Here is a 17670-nt window from a genome sequence, read left to right as displayed (position 1 = left end):
CGGTCGCGGCAACGGTTGACTCGAAGTTCGCGGAATCACCGGTCATATGGAGTCTTCGAAATGCCGATTCTCAGCTGTGATGTCTGCAGCGCACTCAGACGATCGGCGGTCGACCGTGCCGCGACATGCGCAGCACTCCCTTCCCCGAGAGTTTGTGTCTTTCCTCGTCTTCGCCCCATGGATCGAGTTTCCACCCTTCACGCCAGCCCTGAAACCATGGTTTGAGCTGTTGGGGTTTGTTTGCCCACTTCAAGGTCTGCATGAGAGTCCACGAACCGACGTAGGCCCAGTTGAAAGGCCAAGGAAGATTGCGCCTAGCCAACCAGACGCGATTGCGAGCGTTCATGTAGAAATACTCATCGTGTCGTCTGGGGTCGATGACAGGGTGCGCGACGGCCAAGTCGCCCATGTACCAGACAACGTACCCGGCGTCCCAGACGCGCCATGCAAGCTCGATGCCTTCGTGGGCATACCAGAACGGAGCCGGCCAGCCTCCACATTCGTCGAAAGCCCGTCGTTGCAAACAGACTGCGCCCTCCCACACGGAGAACACATTCGAGGAATGATCCGCCTCACCCTTCTTCAGGCGCGGAATCCACCGCTTCGGCGCATCAGGCCCTCCCGGCTCCTCCACTCTCGGTTGCACCAATCCGACTTTCGGCTTCGTACGCATCAGCTGAGCCATACGCATGAGCGTCGTGTCGTCGGGCAGCCAGGCATCGTCATCGAGGAAGAAGAGGAACTCGCCCTTCACATGCGGTACACCGGCGTTGCGACCGGCCGGTATACCCAGGTTCTCCGGTAACCCGAGCTTCTTGACCGATGGAGGAATGCCCTCCGGTTCCCATCCATTGCCGACACAGACAACGTCGAGTTCGACACCCTTCTGCGCAAGCAGGGAATCGAATCCGCGGTTGAGTTCGTCAAGGCGTTTGCCCTGCGACAGGACGACGACGCCGAACGTGTATTTGCGGCTGGACTCGAAATGCTGCGCGAGCAGACGAGGTGATTCGGTCATGACAGCCGCTTCGAGGCCATGATGGCCATAAAGTGTCCGATGACCGAAAGTAGGCAGAGCGGGGCCATGATAAGGATCAGCCAACGCTCTCCGAAAAGGGGCCCGCCCCCAAGCGGCATCGCAATCATTGTGACAACGCTGGCGATGACAGCCATGAGAGACATTTCAACAGAGTGATAGATGCGATGAAACGGCACGAACCGCGCGGCGCGCTTGAGTTTCGCGACCAGACCCGGAGTGAGCGCGGTTGCTTCCTTGGAGTCAGCCAGTTTATCGAGGCCGTTGAACGCCCGGGACACATGCACCATGTCATTGAGCGCCTTATTCAGAAGGACGAAGCCGGCCAACACGGTTCCGGCGAGCAGGTATCGGTAAGTGCCTGCGGGGTCGTCCGACAGATTCTGCCATTCGCCGACTGCCCGGATTCCCAAAGCCACAGCCACGAGGCCTTCGGTAGTGTAATGGCCCACTTTGTCGAGGAATACGCCCTTGGCTCCGCTGGTCTCCCGCCATCTGGCAACTTCGCCATCACAGCAGTCGATGTACATCTGCACTTGGGAGAAGAAGACAGCAAGAAGCGCACCCCAAATGCCGGGGATCAGAAGGCTGGCGGCAATGCACCAACCGGCGAAGATCATCAGTCCGGTGACGCCGTTGGCACTGATCCGCGTGCGAACCAGCAACATGGTGAAATAGATCGAGATGTGACGCAGATAGAGTTGCGCCGTCCAATGTTCCGCGTTCTTCCGGCTGCGGACTTCGGGCGGTTGCGCTTTGGCCCGCAGCTCGGACAGGGTCGGGTGCGACGGCTCATGGACGGAGTCCATCGGCACTCCTCCTTCTGCGTTCTTCCCTGCGGTCATAATGCGAATAGATCTTACCCGTGATCCACGGTCTGGTTGAACGACTGCGGCGGTGGCTCATCGGCGGAGAAGCCGTTTCACCCTTCGCGCCAATCTCTGACGCAGGCGGAGACCAGCGCTGACCTTGACACTGAGGTTTCCCGCCTTAGTCGTATAGAGTTCGACCTCACGATCGTCGCTGAACAGCTGAGCGAACTTTCCTTCCGGACCGCGGAACCTCTTCGACGGATGGCCCGCGCCGGGAGTGATCGAGAGATTATAGCGAGTGATCTTCGACGTCAATGGCAACGCCGATTTCGGGATGGAAGCACGCGCATCCCCGTTCTCGCGTTCGAAAGGGACCTTGACCACTTGGTTGTCATCTTGCCGAGAGGTGACGACCAAGGAGGGCAATGTCCCGTTGTCGGGCAAGCGATCGAAATCACCACAGATCGTCACCCGACCGCGTTTGCTGCTGGCAGAAGTGAAGCTGAAATCGACACTGTCCGTCGCGACGTAGTCGGCGATCGCTTCCATATCACCGGTGCGAACCAAATCGGTTCGAGTGCGAGCCACATCATTCATCTTGTCGTAGCGCCGGGTGTTGATGAACCGTTCGATGAACCTCTGCTGGGAGTCCAACCAGGCCTGGCGATGTTCCGGACGCTGCTTGTTCCACCTAGAGTTGGCGAGGTTGTGGAGCACCTTCCTCAAGTAGATCTCATTGATGATCCGGTCGCCGGTGTCTTCGTCTTCGCAGTACTCTTCGACATTCGAGCTCATGACGCAGACTGCGTTGATGTATTCGGCAGGGTCTTTCGGCTGAGAACTGAGATGGTTCTGCTCGGGATGGTGGATGAGGTAGTAGAAATCGTATCCGGAGAGAATCGACACGCGAGCTGCCTGCAGATAGGCCCTGGACAGCATCTGGCCGTCTTCGAGTCGCGTCTTCTGCTCTGGGAAGCGAATTCCGCTCTCGAGCAGGAAGGTACGGCGGAACAACTTATGCGGAGTCAGTGTCGTGAAGCAGGTGACTAGATCGGCATCGATCTGAGTCGTCTTATATCGCCATTGCGCATGAGGACGACCCCTTGTCACAATCTTCGGCACGACGACGTCGCTCGAGTGCTTGTCGGCGAATTCCGCCAAGCGCTCAAGAGCTCCGGCCGCACCCAGTTCGTCGTCCGGATCGGCGAAGAAGACGTAATCACCGCGAGCCGCCCCGAGACCGACATTGCGCGGTTTCCCCGGCCACCCCGAGTTCTCCTGATGGATGACGCGGATGTTCGGGTGATCCGCAGCGAACTCATCAAGCATGATCCCGCTGCGGTCGGTTGATCCGTCGTCGACCGCGATGAGTTCAATCGCTTCACTTGGCAACGACTGGTGAAGGAAGCTGCCGATGAAATCAGAAAGGAAGAGCTCGGCGTTGTAGACGGGAGCTACAACGCTTACTCGTATTGATTCAGCCACATAGCAACCTTGGTCGATGGGAGATCAGGACTTACCGAGTTCGGATTTGATGCGGGTCGTCGAGATCTCAGGTGTCCGGGGCAGATAGACGACCTCGCACTTGTCCTTGAGGAAGTCGAACTCGCCTTCCCAATCATCGCCCATCACGAAGGTGTCGATGTGGTACTTTTCGACGTCGGTCGACTTCTGCTCCCAGTTGTCCTCCGGGATGACGAGGTCGACGTAGCGGATGGCCTCAAGCATGTGCTTGCGTTCGGCATAGGAGAAGTAGGACTTCTTGCCCTTGCCGGCGTTGAACTCATCGCTCGAGAGCGCCACGACCAGGTAGTCGCCCTGCTCCTTGCATCGCTGCAACAGACGAATGTGCCCATAGTGGAGCAGGTCAAACGTGCCATAGGTGATGACTCGGCGCATCGATTACCATCCAAACGATCAAGGCCCCGATTCTCGGGGCCGAAAAAACCTTGCGTTCAGCGGCAGTTTACCATTTTGACACCTGAGTCTCCCGCTTCGCGATGCCGATCACACGTCTCCGCGACCGGTCAGTGCGGTCGTCCGGTCGTCGATCACCACCAGACCTGCTTCGATGAACCGTTCCACCTGCTCATTCGCTGCGGTGCCGCCAAAGTAGTGCTCCGACAGCTGATCGGCGCTCCCGGCCGGCCCACCGCCGGCCTGCAGCAGATTGACCAGCTCATCTTCTCTGCCTACTTCGACGACCGGGCAACGGTCGAACAGTCCCCCGGCGAGCACCTCGGTGCCGGGGTTGTGAGGCGCGACCATGACGAGCGGTCTGCGTACGGAGAGCCAATCGAAGGCGACCGACGACATCTCTGCCAGACAGACATCGGCAACATCGAGCTGCCAGGACACATCGGGCGTGTTGTCGACGAAGCCTCGCGGGTCGGCGGCGACGATCTCTCTGACCGATTCCAGTGCCTTGGCAAATCCCTCATCTTGGAATCCGGTGCGAGGGTGCGGTCGGAAGATCACTCGATACCCGGCGCTGAGCATGTCGCGGACGAACGTCTCCCCGTTGTAGGCGAGGGTCCCATAAGCCATCGACGGAGAGTCGCCTTCCCAGGTGGGGGCGTAGAAGACTGTCGGCCCGCTGGGAGTAGATGCGCCGAATTCCCGCCAGATCTGCGGCACCGTTCGCGGACGGTCGAGTTGCGGGCGTCCGACATCGACCATGCGTTCTGAATCCAGCCCGACGAGCGTGCGTCCGATCCGCTCTCTCGCGGCCTGACCTGCGGTGAAGATGTAGTCATAGGCCTTGAGCTGATTGGAGATCATCGAGATCTTCTCGCTCTCGCCATGGCTGAGATGCACATGTGCCGGTCGTGGAGACTTCAGTGCCTGAAAGTTCAGCAGAGCCTGATTGACGTAGAAGACGAGACGAAGCGAAGTCGCGGACATGAAGGAGTCGAAACCCGCACTGCGGCGCGAGAACCGCACCGGGATATCCGTCTGCTCACGCAGGCGTCGGGCAGAGCGGATATTCCGTGACAGGATCCCGAAGGGCTGATCACCATAGCCCTGTTCTCGGAGTCGGTCCCGCAGCTGCTCCATCGGCCACAGCCACTGTTCGAGCTGGTAGACGGAGTCCAGGTCTGCGGCGAAGTAGGCTGCTGCGACGAAATCATCGGAGTCTTGAGGTGCGAAGTCGGACGAATATCGAGCCTCATCGAGGACATTGCCACCAAGGCGGCGACCACGACCTGCTGCTTTTGCACCCAGGTCGAGTCCTTGCTTTGCGCGTCGTGTCAGTGACTCCGGAATCTTCGTCATGCACCCATTGTGCCTGGACACGTCACCTTCGAGTACCTTTGACACTGTCCGAGGAAAGGGAGCGTGATGGCCAGAGCACGCAGGCACAAGACCGAGCGGGCACCTCGGCGCAAGCAGCCGGTGCCCACGAACGGCACGAGCCCCACAGCCGCGCCGGTTGTCATCAGTCGACGCATCGTCGACAGCGTGCCGCAGGAACTCAACGTCACCACCACCTTCGCCGAGGCTCTCGCCACCCCGACACACGACTCCCCCGCCGCAGCAGATGGCTCCCCCACCCACACCGAGGACTCGGCGCCGGCGACCGAGGACACGACCGCCTCGGCGGCGAAGATCCACCAGATCATCGTTCCCCGCTCCACGCCCGCGCTTCTCGAGGAGATCGCCTCGGCGTGGGAGCTGCACCCGGTGCTCATCGATGACCTCTTCCACGCCAACCAACGACCGAAGGTCGAACGATACGGTGACATGCTCTTCACCGTCATCAAGTCCGCGGTCTACGTCGACTCCGCCGAGGAAGTCGAGTTCAAGGAGTTCCACCTCCTCATGCGCGATGACACCCTCGTCGTCATCTGCCAGGACGACCACTTCATCGACGCCACCCCGATCCCTGAGCGCCGCGAGGATATGGACGCCTACTTCACCCACGAGAAGCGGCAGTGGACGACCGACCGAGACCTGCTGACGCTGGGCCCCGAAGCCCTGATCTACCGCCTCCTCGACACTGCCGTCGACACCTACTTCCCCGTCCTCGACGGACTCCAGGACGACAAAGAGGGCATCGAACGCCAGGTCTTCAGCGGTGATGCCGCCGCGGCCGCCCGCATCTACCTGCTCAGCCAGGAGGTCATCGACGTCCTCCACACCTCCACCCACCTCAACCGACTGACCCAGGCACTGGGCAACGGGGCCACGAAATACGCGATCCCCGAGGCCCTGCAGGCCTACCTCGACGACGTCACCGACCACCTGACCCGAGTCCTCGCCGAGGCGGCCGAACTGCGCGAGGCCCTGTCCCAGATCCTCAACGTCAATTCCACCCTCGTGGCCCAACGTCAGAATGAGGACATGAAGAAGATCTCCGGCTGGGCGGCGATCCTCTTCGCCCCCACGCTGGTCGGCGCAATCTACGGAATGAACTTCGACGACATGCCGGAGCTCCACTGGGCCTTCGGCTACCCGATGGCGCTCGGGCTCATGCTCGGGCTCGGCATCGTCCTCTACGTCGTCTTCCGGGCGAAGAAGTGGATGTGAATTCATCCATTCTGGACCTTCAACCACAGTCCCGAAATCCAAGATCCGCTGTGCCTGCCGAGATACATTGGCATGAGGGAGGCAGCCCACCACTCAGCCATCCTCTGACGCCCAGAAACTGAAGAACCGCCTATCAAGAATCGGGTTTTGAGTTCATCAGTAGTACGTGGAATAATTGGAATCGGCACGATTTAGTGCCGATGAGTGCGTTCATACACTGCGGAGCTATCGCACACAGAAATTGCGATTATTGAAACATCTAGACTGGAAACAACACTATTGAACAACGAGAACTGCACGCCAGATGTCACGGTCATTATCCCCGTGTTCAATTGCGAACGATTCATATGGGATACACTGGGATCCGTATTTTCGCAGGATCTGCACCAATCTAAAATTGAAATCATTGCGGTAGATGACGGCTCGACCGACGCCAGCCTTGCCATTCTCCGGTCGCTCGAGCTTCGGCACAGCAACCTATCCGTACTCTCAATCCCGAACAGTGGATCGGCATCAGCTCCACGTAATGCTGGGCTCGACATCGCGCGCGGACGATATGTCTTCTTCCTTGACGCCGACGATCGCCTTGAACCTTCAACTCTGCGCAACGCCGTCAGAGTCGGCGATTCTACGGGTTCAGGAGTAGTACTTGTTAAAGTTGGAGTCGAGGGACCGGACGGTCGAAAACCGCCGACGCGGGCATTCGCCAAAGACCGATTCGGAGAGGATTTCGTTGAGTCCAATGTTTTCACGACGCTCGGGCCGACTAAACTTTTCAGAACGTCAATAATTCAAACAAACAACCTTCGTTTTCCTACCGGGTATCTGATCGGAGAAGATCAGGCGTTCACAATGGGCGCTTACCTTGCGAGCCCCCACGTTTCAGTGCTTACGGATCGCGTCTATTATTGGATCAGGAACCGCGACGACGGAACAAGCGCCTCTCAGCAGGGACAGCCCCCTCACAAACATTTGGAAAAGAACCTCGACTTGATCCGGGTGGTCTGCGAATACACGCCGCCAGGGGAACGACGAGACACTCTCCTTGGGCGCCCCATAATCGGAAAAGGCGGCATGCTGGCCTCGTTCGGACCCGGATTTCACGAGTCGTTCGACCGAGAATTCCGCCGAAAGTGCATAGAGCAAGCGCGACACGAATTGAAGCAGCTCTGGAACGAGCAACTGCGTTCGCGCAGCAAGCTTGAAGTTCAGATATTAATTGATCTCATCATTTCGGGCGATCAAGACGGCGTGGAAGAGGTTAGTCGTCTGATCTCAGCGCGGGAAGATTTTCCACTCACCTTTGATCGCAACACCAATGAGTTCGTCTATCAGCCATCACAAGGTGGCGAACTTCGTGGTTTGAATTCCGCGATCTCTACTAGCCTCGAAAGCCTAGATATCACGGCGAGCGGCCTTGAGCTTTCTGGGTGCGCAGGAATTGCGGGCGCGAATGTGCGCCCGGACAGCGCCCGCCTTGTTTGGAAGCATAGGAAATCCGGCGAAGAGAGGTCGGTAGCCTTCGATGCAGCAGCGGAGCTCCCTTCGCCAACCGCCTCGCATGTCTCGGTCAGAAATGTCACTGACCTAGGCGTGCTCGACAAGCCCGGCTATTGGGACGCAATTGTTGAGTGCAGCTGGGGAGACCTGCGGCTCAGACAGCGTTGGGGCAACGACAAGTCCCCGCTACTGTCCACGCTTCCACAGATGATTGGATATCCGACCACTCATGCTTTGTTCTTCACCAAATTCGGGAATCTCACTGTCGACTGCGGGCCTACTTCGAAGTATCCTTCCGACGCAAGTATCGTCGCATCTCCAGTTGCGCTAGGCGAGGTGCACGTCGACAAACGACGGGCGCTAATTGTGGAGGGTAATTTGAGCGATGTGAACTACGCGGCGATCCGCACATGTTCCGATGATTCGCCAACTCGACTCGATGTACAGAAGCTCTCGAATACGATAGTTGCGCTAGTGCTACCCAAGAGGCTTAATCTCACAAACAATACTGTTATCGTCCTCGCAGACGAAGAAGGCAACGAGCTTTCTGTAAATCTGAAGGCTTTGAATCCCGATAGCGTATGACATTCGACTTGAAGTTTTGACTACTTACATCAATGCATTTTCGGAGTTTGATTAAGTTTGTAGCGCTAACGTGATTTAAGGCTCATGCTCGGGCTCGGCATCGTCCTCTACGTCGTCTTCCGGGCGAAGAAGTGGATGTGAGGGCCCAGCGCCCGGGGACGTCCTGAGCTCCGTCGCAGCCTCCTGATCTGCGGCGATCGTTCGCCGCCGCTTCGCCTGCTCTCGTTCTTCCGTTCACGTCGGTGTCTCCCCGTGCTCGCTTGGCGACCGTAGCGTCACGGTCGTGAATGCGAATGACAAGAAACTCATCCGTCCACGTCCATCCACGATCCTCGCCTCCGCGGTCATCGCGGGCACGGTCATCGCAGGCACCGCCGCGATGCCGGGCGACGCAGCCACAGCCTCGGCGGCAGTTTCCGCCTCGTCCGCCGGTTCGCAGGACGCCGGTTCTCAGGCGGCGGGCTCGCAGGCCGCCGGCCTCGGCGACGGCAACGCCGATCCCTCACCGAAATACGCGGCCCCCGCCACCCTCTCCGACCTCGAGTACCCGACCACCATCTCCCACCGAGGCGGTGCCGACGTCCACCCGGAGGAGTCCATGGAGGGCTTCCTCGCCTCGGCGAAGGACGGTTTCCTGCCCGAGATGGACATCCAGTTCCTCGAAGACGGCACCCCGGTCCTCAACCACGACGACACCGCCGACCGCACCCTCAACGGAGCCAGCGGGAAGATCCGCGACCTCAGCCGCGAGGAATGGGACCAAGCCACGATCAAACACCCCGCCGGCGGTGACCCCGCACCGACGGTCACGCTCGAGGAGCTGCTCGACGAACTCGGCGGAGACGTCGTCATGGTGCCCGAGATCAAGCCCGGAGCCACCTCGGCGGAGGTCGACCAGGTCCTCGACGAATTCGACAAGCGCGGGCTCGCCGACTCCCTCATCGTCCAGTCCTTCGACTTCGCCGCCGCGAAGACGATCGCCGAGCGCGGCTACACCTCGCTCTACCTCACCGGGGCCAGCCTGCCCGAGGAGTCGTTCGACGAGATCGCCGATGCCGGAATCGACTGGATCGGACCGAGCACCAAGCTGCCGAAGAAGGACATGCACAAGCTCGACAAGGCCGGCTTCCACGTCGCGCCCTACACTCTCGGGACGGCGAAGGACGGGCACCGCCTGCCCGGGTGGATCGACGGATTCTTCACCGACGACGCCTGGACCGACTGACGCGATGCGCGGCTGAGCCAGGTAGGCTGAGCTGACTGACCACCGTCTTCGCGAAAGATGACAATGGAATCACAGCAGCTGCTGGCTTGGGCTCTCGTCGCGGTGATCGGCGCGGCCACTCCCGGCGTCGACCTCATGATCGTCCTTCGATCGACGCTCTTCCACGGCAGGCGTTCCGGCTTCGCTGCAGTCGTCGGTGTTGAGATCGGACATGCGACGTGGGCTGTTGCCAGTCTCGTCGGTCTCACCGCGCTGCTCGCCGCGTCGACGATCGCCTACGACGTCGTCCGGATCGCCGGAGCGTGCTATCTCGTGTGGCTGGGCTGCATGGCGATCTGGAAGTCCCTTCCGCGCAATCGAGCCAGCACTGCTGCGGAAACAGCAGCGCCGACACCGCTGAAATCCATGGATGCTGCTCGCTGCGGATTGATCAGCAACATGCTCAACCCGAAAGTCGGCGTTTTCTACATCAGCATCCTCCCCCAGTTCCTCCCCACCGGGGCCGGAACCGCCGGCTGGGGAGTGCTGATGGTGTCGATCGCCCTTGCCATCGGAACAGTGTGGCACTCGGCGATCGTCCTCGCCGCCACCCGTGCCCGAGGAATCCTCACCCGGGAACGAGTCAAACTCTGGCTCGATCGGACGAGCGCTGCCGTGATGATCGCACTCGGCGTGCGCCTGGCAACCGATCACTGACCTCGATCACTGACCTCGACCGCGGATTCGGCACGCTGCGACAGGGCTCGCAGGGCCTTCTCTGCCTCACGGCTGCTCCGGCTGCTTCCATGCGTTACACGTCCCCTGTTCCGAGAAGCGGCTCAGTCCGTAGACTGCGATCATGGAGCCTCTCGAACGCAGTGCACCGATCCCCGACCCGCTGACTCCCTACCTCGCGGTCGACCGTTCGACGCCCCGGCACGAATGCTGGGTGACCGGGCACATGGTCGCCGGGCTCGACGGCACGGCAGCGATCAACGGACGCGTCGGGGCACTCTCGACGACACCCGACCAGACGCTGTTCCGCCGGATGCGGCAGATCGCCGACGTCGTCATGGTCGGTGCCGAGACGATCCGCCGCGAAGGCTATGCCCCGATCCGACTGTCTCGCAGCGCCCGGGAGCAGCGACGAAGTCGGGGCCAGTCCGAGATGCCGCCGGTGGCCGTGGTCAGCCGCAACCTCGACCTCGACTGGTCCTCCTCGGTCTTCGCCGACGCTCCGGACGACGCCCGCACCATGGTCATCACCTGCGCGGACGCCGACCCGGATCGCGTGGCTGAGGCCGAGCAGGCCGCAACGGTGGTCATCGCCGGCACCGATCGTGTCGACCCGGCGGCGGCTCTCCGGTCTCTCGCAGGTCTCGGCTTCGGGGTCGTGCTCTGTGAAGGCGGGCCCAGGTGGCTCGGCGAACTCGTCGCGGCCGACCGCCTCGACGAACTGTGCCTGTCGGTCTCGCCGCTGATGGGAGGAGATCCGCTTCCGGTCAGCGTCGCGCCCTCGGGTGCGGGGATCGCCCGATTCGCGCTCAAGACCACGATGGTCGAAGACGACACGCTCTTCCTCCGCTACGAATCGACTCGCCCGGAGAGGGCACGCCATGAATGAGCGATCACAATGACCGGGCAGGACATCTCCGAGCTCATGAGCTCGGCCGACTCTCCGATGGTCATCGTCACCACCTCGGCGGAAGGCGAACGCGCCGGTTGCCTGGTCGGCTTCCACGCGCAGTCGAGCATCTCCCCCGCGCAGTACTGCTTCTGCCTGTCGAAGGCCAACCACACCTATCGGGTCAGCCTGCGGTCCACCCTCTTCGCAATCCACTTCTTCACCAGCGACGACTTCGCCCTGGCCCGCCATTTCGGTACCCGGTCCGGTGAGGAATGCGATAAGTTCGCGGGGATCGAGGTCGAATCGGATGAGTGCGGGGTTCCGCTGCTCACCGCTCTGCCCAACCGCATGGTGGTCGAGCGCATCGCCATGCTCGACGACGGCGGCGACCACGTCGCCACCACGGCTCGGGTGCTCTCGGTCGAGAACGTCGGGCCCTTCACTGCCCTGCGCGCGTCCGCGGTGGCGGACCTCCGAGCCGGCCACGCCAGCGATGAGCGAGTGATCCGCCCGGACTGATTGGGCTCGGACTGGACGGGTCCGGACTGATTGGGCTCAGGCGTTCTGTTTCGTCTTTCTGCTGCTCTCACGCTCGAGCGCCTCGACGAGTTCGCTCTTGGTCATCGAGGAACGCCCGGGTATCTTCAGCCGCTTCGCCTGCTCGTACAGGTGTTCCTTCGAGGCGGTGGCGTCGACTCCTCCTGCTGTTGTGCGGTCGGTGTTCTTCCCGCCCTTGCTCTGTGCATCCGAAGGACCGGACGAGGGCTTCGCCTCCCACTTGTCCCCGACCTTCTCGAAGGTATGTTTGAGGGTGTCGTAGGCGACCCGATGGGCGCGCTCCTCGTCCTGATACTCATCCATGGCCGAGTCGTAGGCCTTCGCAAAGGTCCGCTGCGCCTTCTGGCTCGAGCGCCTCAGGGTCGCGGGGAGCTCCGATTTCTTCGGCTTTCCCGATGGGCTGGTCTTCGGCATGATGACCACTTCTCCTCGCTGGTGTGTGGAGTTCACGGTTCTGTCGACACTAACTCACTTGTCCGATTCGGGTAAGGGGTGAGGACGTCAGCAGTGGGTGCAGCCGTCGGTGTAGGGTTCAGCTGTCGGTGTAGGCGTGCAGCCGCCAGCGTGGGGCGCACCGGTCAGCGTGGGGCGCAGCGGTCAGATCCGGACGTCGGCGGGATCGATATCCTCGCGGAGTCCCCGCCACACGGGATGACGCAGTCGTCCCGCCTCGGTGAAACCGCTGAAGCTGACTTCACCGACGAGGTCAGGGCGCACCCAATGCGCATCGTGCGAGTCCGCGACCGGTACTGACAGGGCCGGTGTCTTTCGAGAGCGACGCTCCAGTGATCTGCTCAATGTCTGCAGCTGATGATCGTCGAATCCGGTCCCCACCCGACCCAGGTAGCGCAGAGTGTCCCCATCGTGGGCGGCTAAGAGCAGCGAGGCGAAGGTCCCGGACCGTTCGCCCTTTCCTGTTCTCCACCCGACGATGAGGACATCGCGAGATGATGTGTGCTTGAGCTTGAGCCAGGTGCGGGTGCGGCGGCCGGGCAGATAGACGCTGCCTGTCTTCTTCGCCATGACTCCCTCGAGCTGCAGCTCGCGGCTGGAGTCCATGGCCTCATCCACATCGCCGTGGAAAGCTTCCGGCACAAGGATGTGCTCACTCTCCGTGACGAGTTCGAACAGACGCTCTCGACGGTCACGATAGGCGGTGCGCAGCAACGATGAGCCGTCGGCATGGAGGATGTCGAAGAGCATGAAGTACACGGGAGTTCGCTGTCTCCCCCGCTCGATGTCACGCTCATCGGTGAGTCCGATCCTGCGTTGGAGTCGGCCGAAGTCCGGTCTGCTTCCCGATGTCAGGGCGACGATCTCACCGTCGAGCACACAGTCGACTCCGACACAATCGGCGAGTTCGGCCAGCTCCGGAAATGCCCGTGTCATGTCTTGGCCGTTTCGGCTGGTCAGCGCGACACTTCCGGGGCGACTTTTGCGGGCCGGCTGCACCGCCGCGAGCGCGCGGACTCCGTCCCATTTCATCTCGAATGCCCAGTCCTCTTCCCCGGTCCCGTGGCGAATCGAGTCGAGGTCGCCGATGCTCGCAAGCATCGGCGACAGATCCGAGGCGTCTTTCGGCGCCGGATCCTGGGCAGAGTCAGGGTCAGAGGCTGAGTCTGGCCCCGTCCGCGAGCCCGAGTCCGAGACATCGTCCATGAGGTGGATCATCCAGTTCTTGTCCGGGTCCTTGTTCGGGCCGTGACTCCCGGTGCTGAACAGCGCGAATCGGCGCACTCCCCCGAGTCCGCCGTCTTCACGCCCGTGCAGGACGGCGATGATCTCCTTCCCCTCCTTCCACTTCTCGAGTTCGTAGGTACCCGAGTCCCAGATCTCAACCTCGCCGGCACCGTACTCACCCTTGGGGATCGTGCCCTCGAAGCTGCCGTATTCGAGCGGGTGGTCCTCCGTCTGCACCGCGAGGTGATTCTTCTCGGGGTCGTCGGGTGGACCTTTGGGCAGCGCCCAGGAGACGAGCACACCCTCATGTTCGAGGCGGAAATCCCAGTGGAGTGACCTGGCATGATGTTCTTGGATGACGAAGGAGAGCTCGTCCCCGCTCGTGCTGTGCGTCTCCGGCACCGGTTCATTCGTCTTCGTCGAATCGCGCTTCGAGCGATAGATCTCCAGACGATCACGCACCGACGAATCGTCATCATCGGTTTCGGGCGCCGAGGCGGTGCCGCCGTTCGCCTCGGCGAGGGGTTCGAGCAGATCCCCGAATTCCTCGACCCTCTCAAGGACCTCGTCGAAGCGCAGCTGCTCGACCGAACTAGGATCGTCGAACTCGTCCCAACTTCGCGGGGCGGCAACGGTCGGAGCAAAGCGCCCCCGCAGCGAATACGGCGCCACTGTGGTCTTGGCCGCCGAATTCTGCGACCAGTCAATGAGCACCTTGTTCTCCCGCAGCGACTTCTTCATCGCAGAGACGATGAGCTTCTCATGATCGGATTCGAGGCTGCGTGCCAGTTCATGAGCGACATCGGAGACCTCCTGCGAGGTCGCCGAACCGTCGAGCGGGGCGTAGAGATGGACGCCCTTGGACCCGCTGGTGACGGGGAAGACCTCGAGGTCCATGCCCTCGAGCAGCTCCCGCACCAGCTGCGCGACCTCGACGCAGTCGGCCACCGCTCTCCCCGCCCCGGGGTCGAGATCGAAGACCATTCGGTCGGGGTGTCGGCTCTCCGAGGTGACCGTCGCCGGGTCCTTCGCACCGCGGCTCACCCTCCACTGCGGAATGTGGATCTCGAGTGAAGCCATCTGCGCGAGGTACGTCAGGGTCGCCAGATCGTTGACCAAGGGATACCGCTTCGAACCGGTGGAATGCCGAATCGACCGCGAGGGCATCCACTTCGGAGCCGAATCCGGCAGATCCTTCTCGAAGAACACCTCGCCGGGATCGTCCGGTGTGCCCACACCGTCGACCCAACGTTTGCGCGTCGCGATTCTGTCCTTTGCATGCCGAATGAGGCAGGGGGCGATCTGGGCGAAGTAGTCGAGGACCTCACCCTTGGTCGTGCCGGTCTCGGGATAGAGGATCTTGTCGAGATTGCTCAGAAACAGTCGATGACCGTCGACATTGACCCTCTGCTGGCGGCTGGTCATGGACACCTCCTCCTATGCGACTCGTGTCGACCACGGTCACGGGATCCACAGTCTCTGCAGTTCACGGTACTCGGCGGCGCCCGGGCGCAACAGGGGCTGTGATTTCGCCGCCGGGCCTAGCCAAGCCTTCGAGACTGGGCTTGAATGGACGAATGAGAGCGATCTGGACCGGATCCATTGCGTTTGGTCTCGTCAATGTGCCGGTGAAGCTGTACTCAGCCACCGAAGACCACGATGTCCGAATGCATCAGGTGCATGCGAAGGACGGCGGCCGCATCCGCAATCAGCACCGGTGCCAGGAGTGCGGCAAGGTCATCGACTTCGATGACATCGTCAAGGCCTACGACGATGGTGATCATCGAGTCGTCCTCACGCATGAGGACTTCGAGGCCCTGCCCGCGGATGACAGCAGCGACCTCGATGTGCTCCAGTTCGTTCCCAGCGATCAGATCGACCCGATCATGTTGGAGAAGGCCTACTTCCTCGAACCGACGTCGAAGACTCCCAAGGCCTACCTGCTGCTGCGGCAGACGCTCAAGGACACCGACAGGACAGCGATCGTCAAGCTGACTCTGCGCACGCGAACACGGCTGGCCGTGCTGCGGGTATGCGGAAAGCTCCTGATGATCCAGACTCTGCGGTGGGCCGATGAGATCAGAGACGTCAACTTCAAAGGCGTCGACTCCCGCGCGAAGATCTCCAAGAAGGAACTCGAGATGTCGGCTGAACTCGTCGACTCGTACTCCGAGGATTTCACTCCCGAGGAGTTCACTGATGACTACCAGGAGGAGCTGCGCAAGCTCATCGACGCCAAGATCGAATCGGGAGACTCTCTCGATCTGGAGAAGACGTTCTCCGAGGACGACGAGGACGACGAGTCCTCTGGCGACGTCGTCGACCTGATGGAAGCGCTGCGCAAGTCGGTGGACAGCAGCCGGAAGTCGACGGGGAAGAGCCGGAAGACCACTGGGAAGAACCGCAAGACTACAGGCAAGAAGACGTCGAAGAAGCGCACCGGCTGAGGCCGGAGCGGCAGCACCACACAGCGACAGACAGAAAGGCAGAGTCAATGAGTGATCAACTGACCATGCAGAATCCCGTCAACCGCTACCCCGACATCTCACCACCGAAACAGGACCAACCGGAACCAGGCCTGGACGTCGAGCTGATACCGAGAACCGACCGCGGTGAGGACACCTACCGGGGAACCGGCAGACTCGAAGGACGGAAGGCCCTGATCTCGGGGTCCGATTCCGGTATCGGTGCGGCAGTCGCCATCGCCTTCGCCCGTGAGGGTGCAGATGTTGCTCTGTCCTACCTCCCGGAAGAGGAAGACGATGCACAGCACGTCTGCGAGATCATCCGACGCGCAGGCCGCACCGCGCTGCCTCTGCCCGGTGACCTCAGAGATCCCGCATACTGCCGCGATCTGGTCGGGCAGACGCTCGGTGGTCTGGGTGGGCTCGATGCCCTGGTCAACAACGCCGGCAGACAGATCGCCGTCGACAGGGTCGACGATCTCTCCGAGGAGCAGTGGCGAGACACCTATGAGACGAACATCCACGCGATGTTTCGAGTCGTCAAAGCCGCGGTCGACCATCTGCCGGCCGGCTCGACGATCGTGAATTCCACGTCCGTGCAAGCCTATTCGCCGTCCGCGCACCTCATCGACTATGCGTCGACCAAGGCCGCCATCAACAACTTCACCAAAGGTCTGGCGACACAGCTGGCTCCGCGCGGGATCCGCGTGAACGCGGTGGCCCCGGGGCCGATCTGGACTCCGCTGCAGGTCTCGGACGGTCAGCCGAAGGAGGCTCTGCCCCACTTCGGAAAGAACACGCCGCTGGGTCGGGCCGGTCAGCCGACGGAACTGGCTCCGGCCTACGTCTTCCTCACCTCGTCCGAGTCGAGCTACGTCCTCGGCGAGACCCTCAACGTCAACGGCGGTCAGCCCACTCCCTGAGCGGCGGACGCGGTTTCGCCTGCGATCGCCGAGGTGGTCAGCCGTTATCGCCGAGGTGGTCAGCCATCCCCGCCGAGGCGGATCAGCCGTTACTGTTGCCTACCTCGGTCTCGTTCTCCGCTGCGGCGAGAATCCCCTGCGGCAAATCCGCCTCGGTCAGCGCCTCGAGAAACTCGATGACCGCACGTCGCTGTTCATGGCTGAGCGCGGCTGCCGCATCGAATCGGCGGGCGTGCTGACGACCGATCGACTCGTGCGCGGCCCGGGCGGTCGCTTCGGTGACCTGAATGCACACAGTGCGCTGATCGTGCGGGTGGGGAAGGCGGACGAGGTGCCCAGCGGCGACGAGCCGGTCAACGAGCTTCGTGGTCGCAGCGCTCGAGATGCCGACCCCGGCGGCGACATCTTTGGGGGTGGAGAGGTTCCCCCGCCGATGGGCGCGGACGAGCATGTGGATGGCGCGCATGTCGGAATCGTTGAGCCGCATAAATCGACGCGACGCCTCGGCGAGGGCCCGGTCGGCCTCCCGCCACCGCCGCAGTGCCTCCATCACGGCGTTGGATTCTCTGATTTCGGCTGCGCTCAGCTGCGAGCGATCGGAGAAGTCCAAATCGTCCGTAAAGTATGTGAGCCCGGATTCTTCGGGCTCGCTGCTCTCTGCAGGTGGCACGATGACAGCATACTCGGGCTGTGTTAGATTGAATTCTCGCCAGGCTAACGAAATTGAGGTCGTGACGTGGAGATGGTCTT

General features: G+C 61.5%; 16 protein-coding genes. 8 read left to right on the top strand and 8 right to left on the bottom strand.

What is annotated here, in order from left to right:
• Positions 1-94: 94 nt before the first annotated feature.
• The 5 genes from ACH82I_RS15170 to ACH82I_RS15150 form a co-directional block, all read right to left on the bottom strand.
• Positions 95-1018, bottom strand: a complete 924-nt coding sequence (locus tag ACH82I_RS15170) for a glycosyltransferase family 2 protein (RefSeq protein WP_413333798.1) — start codon at positions 1016-1018, stop codon at positions 95-97.
• Positions 1015-1845 carry a CDP-alcohol phosphatidyltransferase family protein gene (locus ACH82I_RS15165; RefSeq protein ID WP_413333796.1) on the bottom strand — a complete coding sequence of 277 codons (831 nt, stop codon included), beginning with the start codon at positions 1843-1845 and terminating at the stop codon, positions 1015-1017. Before ACH82I_RS15165 ends, ACH82I_RS15170 begins: the two co-directional genes overlap by 4 nt.
• A 93-nt stretch (positions 1846-1938) precedes the next feature.
• Positions 1939-3333 carry a glycosyltransferase family 2 protein gene (locus ACH82I_RS15160; protein ID WP_413333794.1) on the bottom strand — a complete coding sequence of 465 codons (1395 nt, stop codon included), beginning with the start codon at positions 3331-3333 and terminating at the stop codon, positions 1939-1941.
• Positions 3334-3357: 24 nt separating this feature from the next.
• Positions 3358-3747, bottom strand: a complete 390-nt coding sequence (gene tagD, locus ACH82I_RS15155) for a glycerol-3-phosphate cytidylyltransferase (RefSeq protein WP_230744701.1) — start codon at positions 3745-3747, stop codon at positions 3358-3360.
• A 108-nt stretch (positions 3748-3855) separates the two neighbouring features.
• The gene (locus ACH82I_RS15150; protein ID WP_413333791.1) at positions 3856-5124 is read right to left on the bottom strand and encodes a CDP-glycerol glycerophosphotransferase family protein; all 1269 of its coding nucleotides are present in this window, start codon (positions 5122-5124) and stop codon (positions 3856-3858) included.
• Between the two features lie 66 nt (positions 5125-5190).
• Between ACH82I_RS15150 and ACH82I_RS15145 the strand changes: the two genes are divergently transcribed.
• From ACH82I_RS15145 to ACH82I_RS15120, 6 genes are all read left to right on the top strand, one after another.
• A complete protein-coding gene (locus tag ACH82I_RS15145) occupies positions 5191-6378 on the top strand; it encodes a magnesium and cobalt transport protein CorA (protein WP_413333789.1) in 1188 nt (395 codons plus the stop codon).
• Positions 6379-6657: 279 nt separating this feature from the next.
• Positions 6658-8463 (top strand): glycosyltransferase family 2 protein, encoded by a 1806-nt coding sequence (locus ACH82I_RS15140; RefSeq protein ID WP_413333787.1) that lies wholly within the window; start codon positions 6658-6660, stop codon positions 8461-8463.
• 283 nt (positions 8464-8746) lie between these two features.
• The gene (locus tag ACH82I_RS15135; RefSeq protein ID WP_413333785.1) at positions 8747-9688 is read left to right on the top strand and encodes a glycerophosphodiester phosphodiesterase; all 942 of its coding nucleotides are present in this window, start codon (positions 8747-8749) and stop codon (positions 9686-9688) included.
• 63 nt (positions 9689-9751) lie between these two features.
• Positions 9752-10384 carry a LysE family translocator gene (locus ACH82I_RS15130; RefSeq protein WP_413333783.1) on the top strand — a complete coding sequence of 211 codons (633 nt, stop codon included), beginning with the start codon at positions 9752-9754 and terminating at the stop codon, positions 10382-10384.
• A gap of 142 nt (positions 10385-10526) precedes the next feature.
• The gene (locus tag ACH82I_RS15125; RefSeq protein WP_413333781.1) at positions 10527-11291 is read left to right on the top strand and encodes a pyrimidine reductase family protein; all 765 of its coding nucleotides are present in this window, start codon (positions 10527-10529) and stop codon (positions 11289-11291) included.
• 9 nt (positions 11292-11300) lie between these two features.
• Complete coding sequence (locus ACH82I_RS15120; RefSeq protein WP_413333779.1) at positions 11301-11813, top strand: flavin reductase family protein; 513 nt, start codon at positions 11301-11303, stop codon at positions 11811-11813.
• A gap of 36 nt (positions 11814-11849) precedes the next feature.
• On the opposite strand, the gene ACH82I_RS15115 is transcribed toward ACH82I_RS15120, so the two are convergent.
• Both ACH82I_RS15115 and ACH82I_RS15110 read right to left on the bottom strand, forming a co-directional pair.
• Positions 11850-12266, bottom strand: coding sequence for a ChaB family protein (locus ACH82I_RS15115; protein ID WP_413333777.1), 417 nt, complete (start codon positions 12264-12266; stop codon positions 11850-11852).
• A gap of 183 nt (positions 12267-12449) precedes the next feature.
• A complete protein-coding gene (locus tag ACH82I_RS15110) occupies positions 12450-14957 on the bottom strand; it encodes an ATP-dependent DNA ligase (RefSeq protein ID WP_413333775.1) in 2508 nt (835 codons plus the stop codon).
• Positions 14958-15109: 152 nt separating this feature from the next.
• Here ACH82I_RS15110 and ACH82I_RS15105 point away from each other — a divergent pair, with 152 nt between their 5' ends.
• Together ACH82I_RS15105 and ACH82I_RS15100 are read left to right on the top strand one after the other, a co-directional pair.
• Positions 15110-15979, top strand: a complete 870-nt coding sequence (locus ACH82I_RS15105) for a Ku protein (protein WP_413333774.1) — start codon at positions 15110-15112, stop codon at positions 15977-15979.
• A gap of 47 nt (positions 15980-16026) precedes the next feature.
• Positions 16027-16920 (top strand): SDR family oxidoreductase, encoded by an 894-nt coding sequence (locus ACH82I_RS15100; protein WP_413333772.1) that lies wholly within the window; start codon positions 16027-16029, stop codon positions 16918-16920.
• 82 nt (positions 16921-17002) lie between these two features.
• On the opposite strand, the gene ACH82I_RS15095 is transcribed toward ACH82I_RS15100, so the two are convergent.
• Complete coding sequence (locus ACH82I_RS15095; protein WP_413333770.1) at positions 17003-17590, bottom strand: MarR family winged helix-turn-helix transcriptional regulator; 588 nt, start codon at positions 17588-17590, stop codon at positions 17003-17005.
• Between the last annotated feature and the right edge of the window lie 80 nt (positions 17591-17670).

The sequence above is a fragment of the Brevibacterium sp. GP-SGM9 genome, from assembly GCF_047300845.1.
Taxonomy (GTDB): Bacteria; Actinomycetota; Actinomycetes; order Actinomycetales; family Brevibacteriaceae; genus Brevibacterium.
Note: the sequence above shows the minus strand (reverse complement) of the source record. Positions and strands in the feature narration are given on the sequence as shown.

Excerpts from the sequence above, each read along its gene's own strand:
- ACH82I_RS15170 (WP_413333798.1), bottom strand. The coding sequence starts at position 1,018 with ATGACCGAATCACCTCGTCTGCTCGCGCAGCATTTCGAGTCCAGCCGC.
- ACH82I_RS15165 (WP_413333796.1), bottom strand. The coding sequence starts at position 1,845 with ATGGACTCCGTCCATGAGCCGTCGCACCCGACCCTGTCCGAGCTGCGG.
- tagD (WP_230744701.1), bottom strand. The coding sequence starts at position 3,747 with ATGCGCCGAGTCATCACCTATGGCACGTTTGACCTGCTCCACTATGGG.
- ACH82I_RS15150 (WP_413333791.1), bottom strand. The coding sequence starts at position 5,124 with ATGACGAAGATTCCGGAGTCACTGACACGACGCGCAAAGCAAGGACTC.
- ACH82I_RS15145 (WP_413333789.1), top strand. The coding sequence starts at position 5,191 with ATGGCCAGAGCACGCAGGCACAAGACCGAGCGGGCACCTCGGCGCAAG.
- ACH82I_RS15130 (WP_413333783.1), top strand. The coding sequence starts at position 9,752 with ATGGAATCACAGCAGCTGCTGGCTTGGGCTCTCGTCGCGGTGATCGGC.
- ACH82I_RS15125 (WP_413333781.1), top strand. The coding sequence starts at position 10,527 with ATGGAGCCTCTCGAACGCAGTGCACCGATCCCCGACCCGCTGACTCCC.
- ACH82I_RS15120 (WP_413333779.1), top strand. The coding sequence starts at position 11,301 with ATGACCGGGCAGGACATCTCCGAGCTCATGAGCTCGGCCGACTCTCCG.
- ACH82I_RS15115 (WP_413333777.1), bottom strand. The coding sequence starts at position 12,266 with ATGCCGAAGACCAGCCCATCGGGAAAGCCGAAGAAATCGGAGCTCCCC.
- ACH82I_RS15110 (WP_413333775.1), bottom strand. The coding sequence starts at position 14,957 with ATGACCAGCCGCCAGCAGAGGGTCAATGTCGACGGTCATCGACTGTTT.
- ACH82I_RS15105 (WP_413333774.1), top strand. The coding sequence starts at position 15,110 with ATGAGAGCGATCTGGACCGGATCCATTGCGTTTGGTCTCGTCAATGTG.
- ACH82I_RS15100 (WP_413333772.1), top strand. The coding sequence starts at position 16,027 with ATGAGTGATCAACTGACCATGCAGAATCCCGTCAACCGCTACCCCGAC.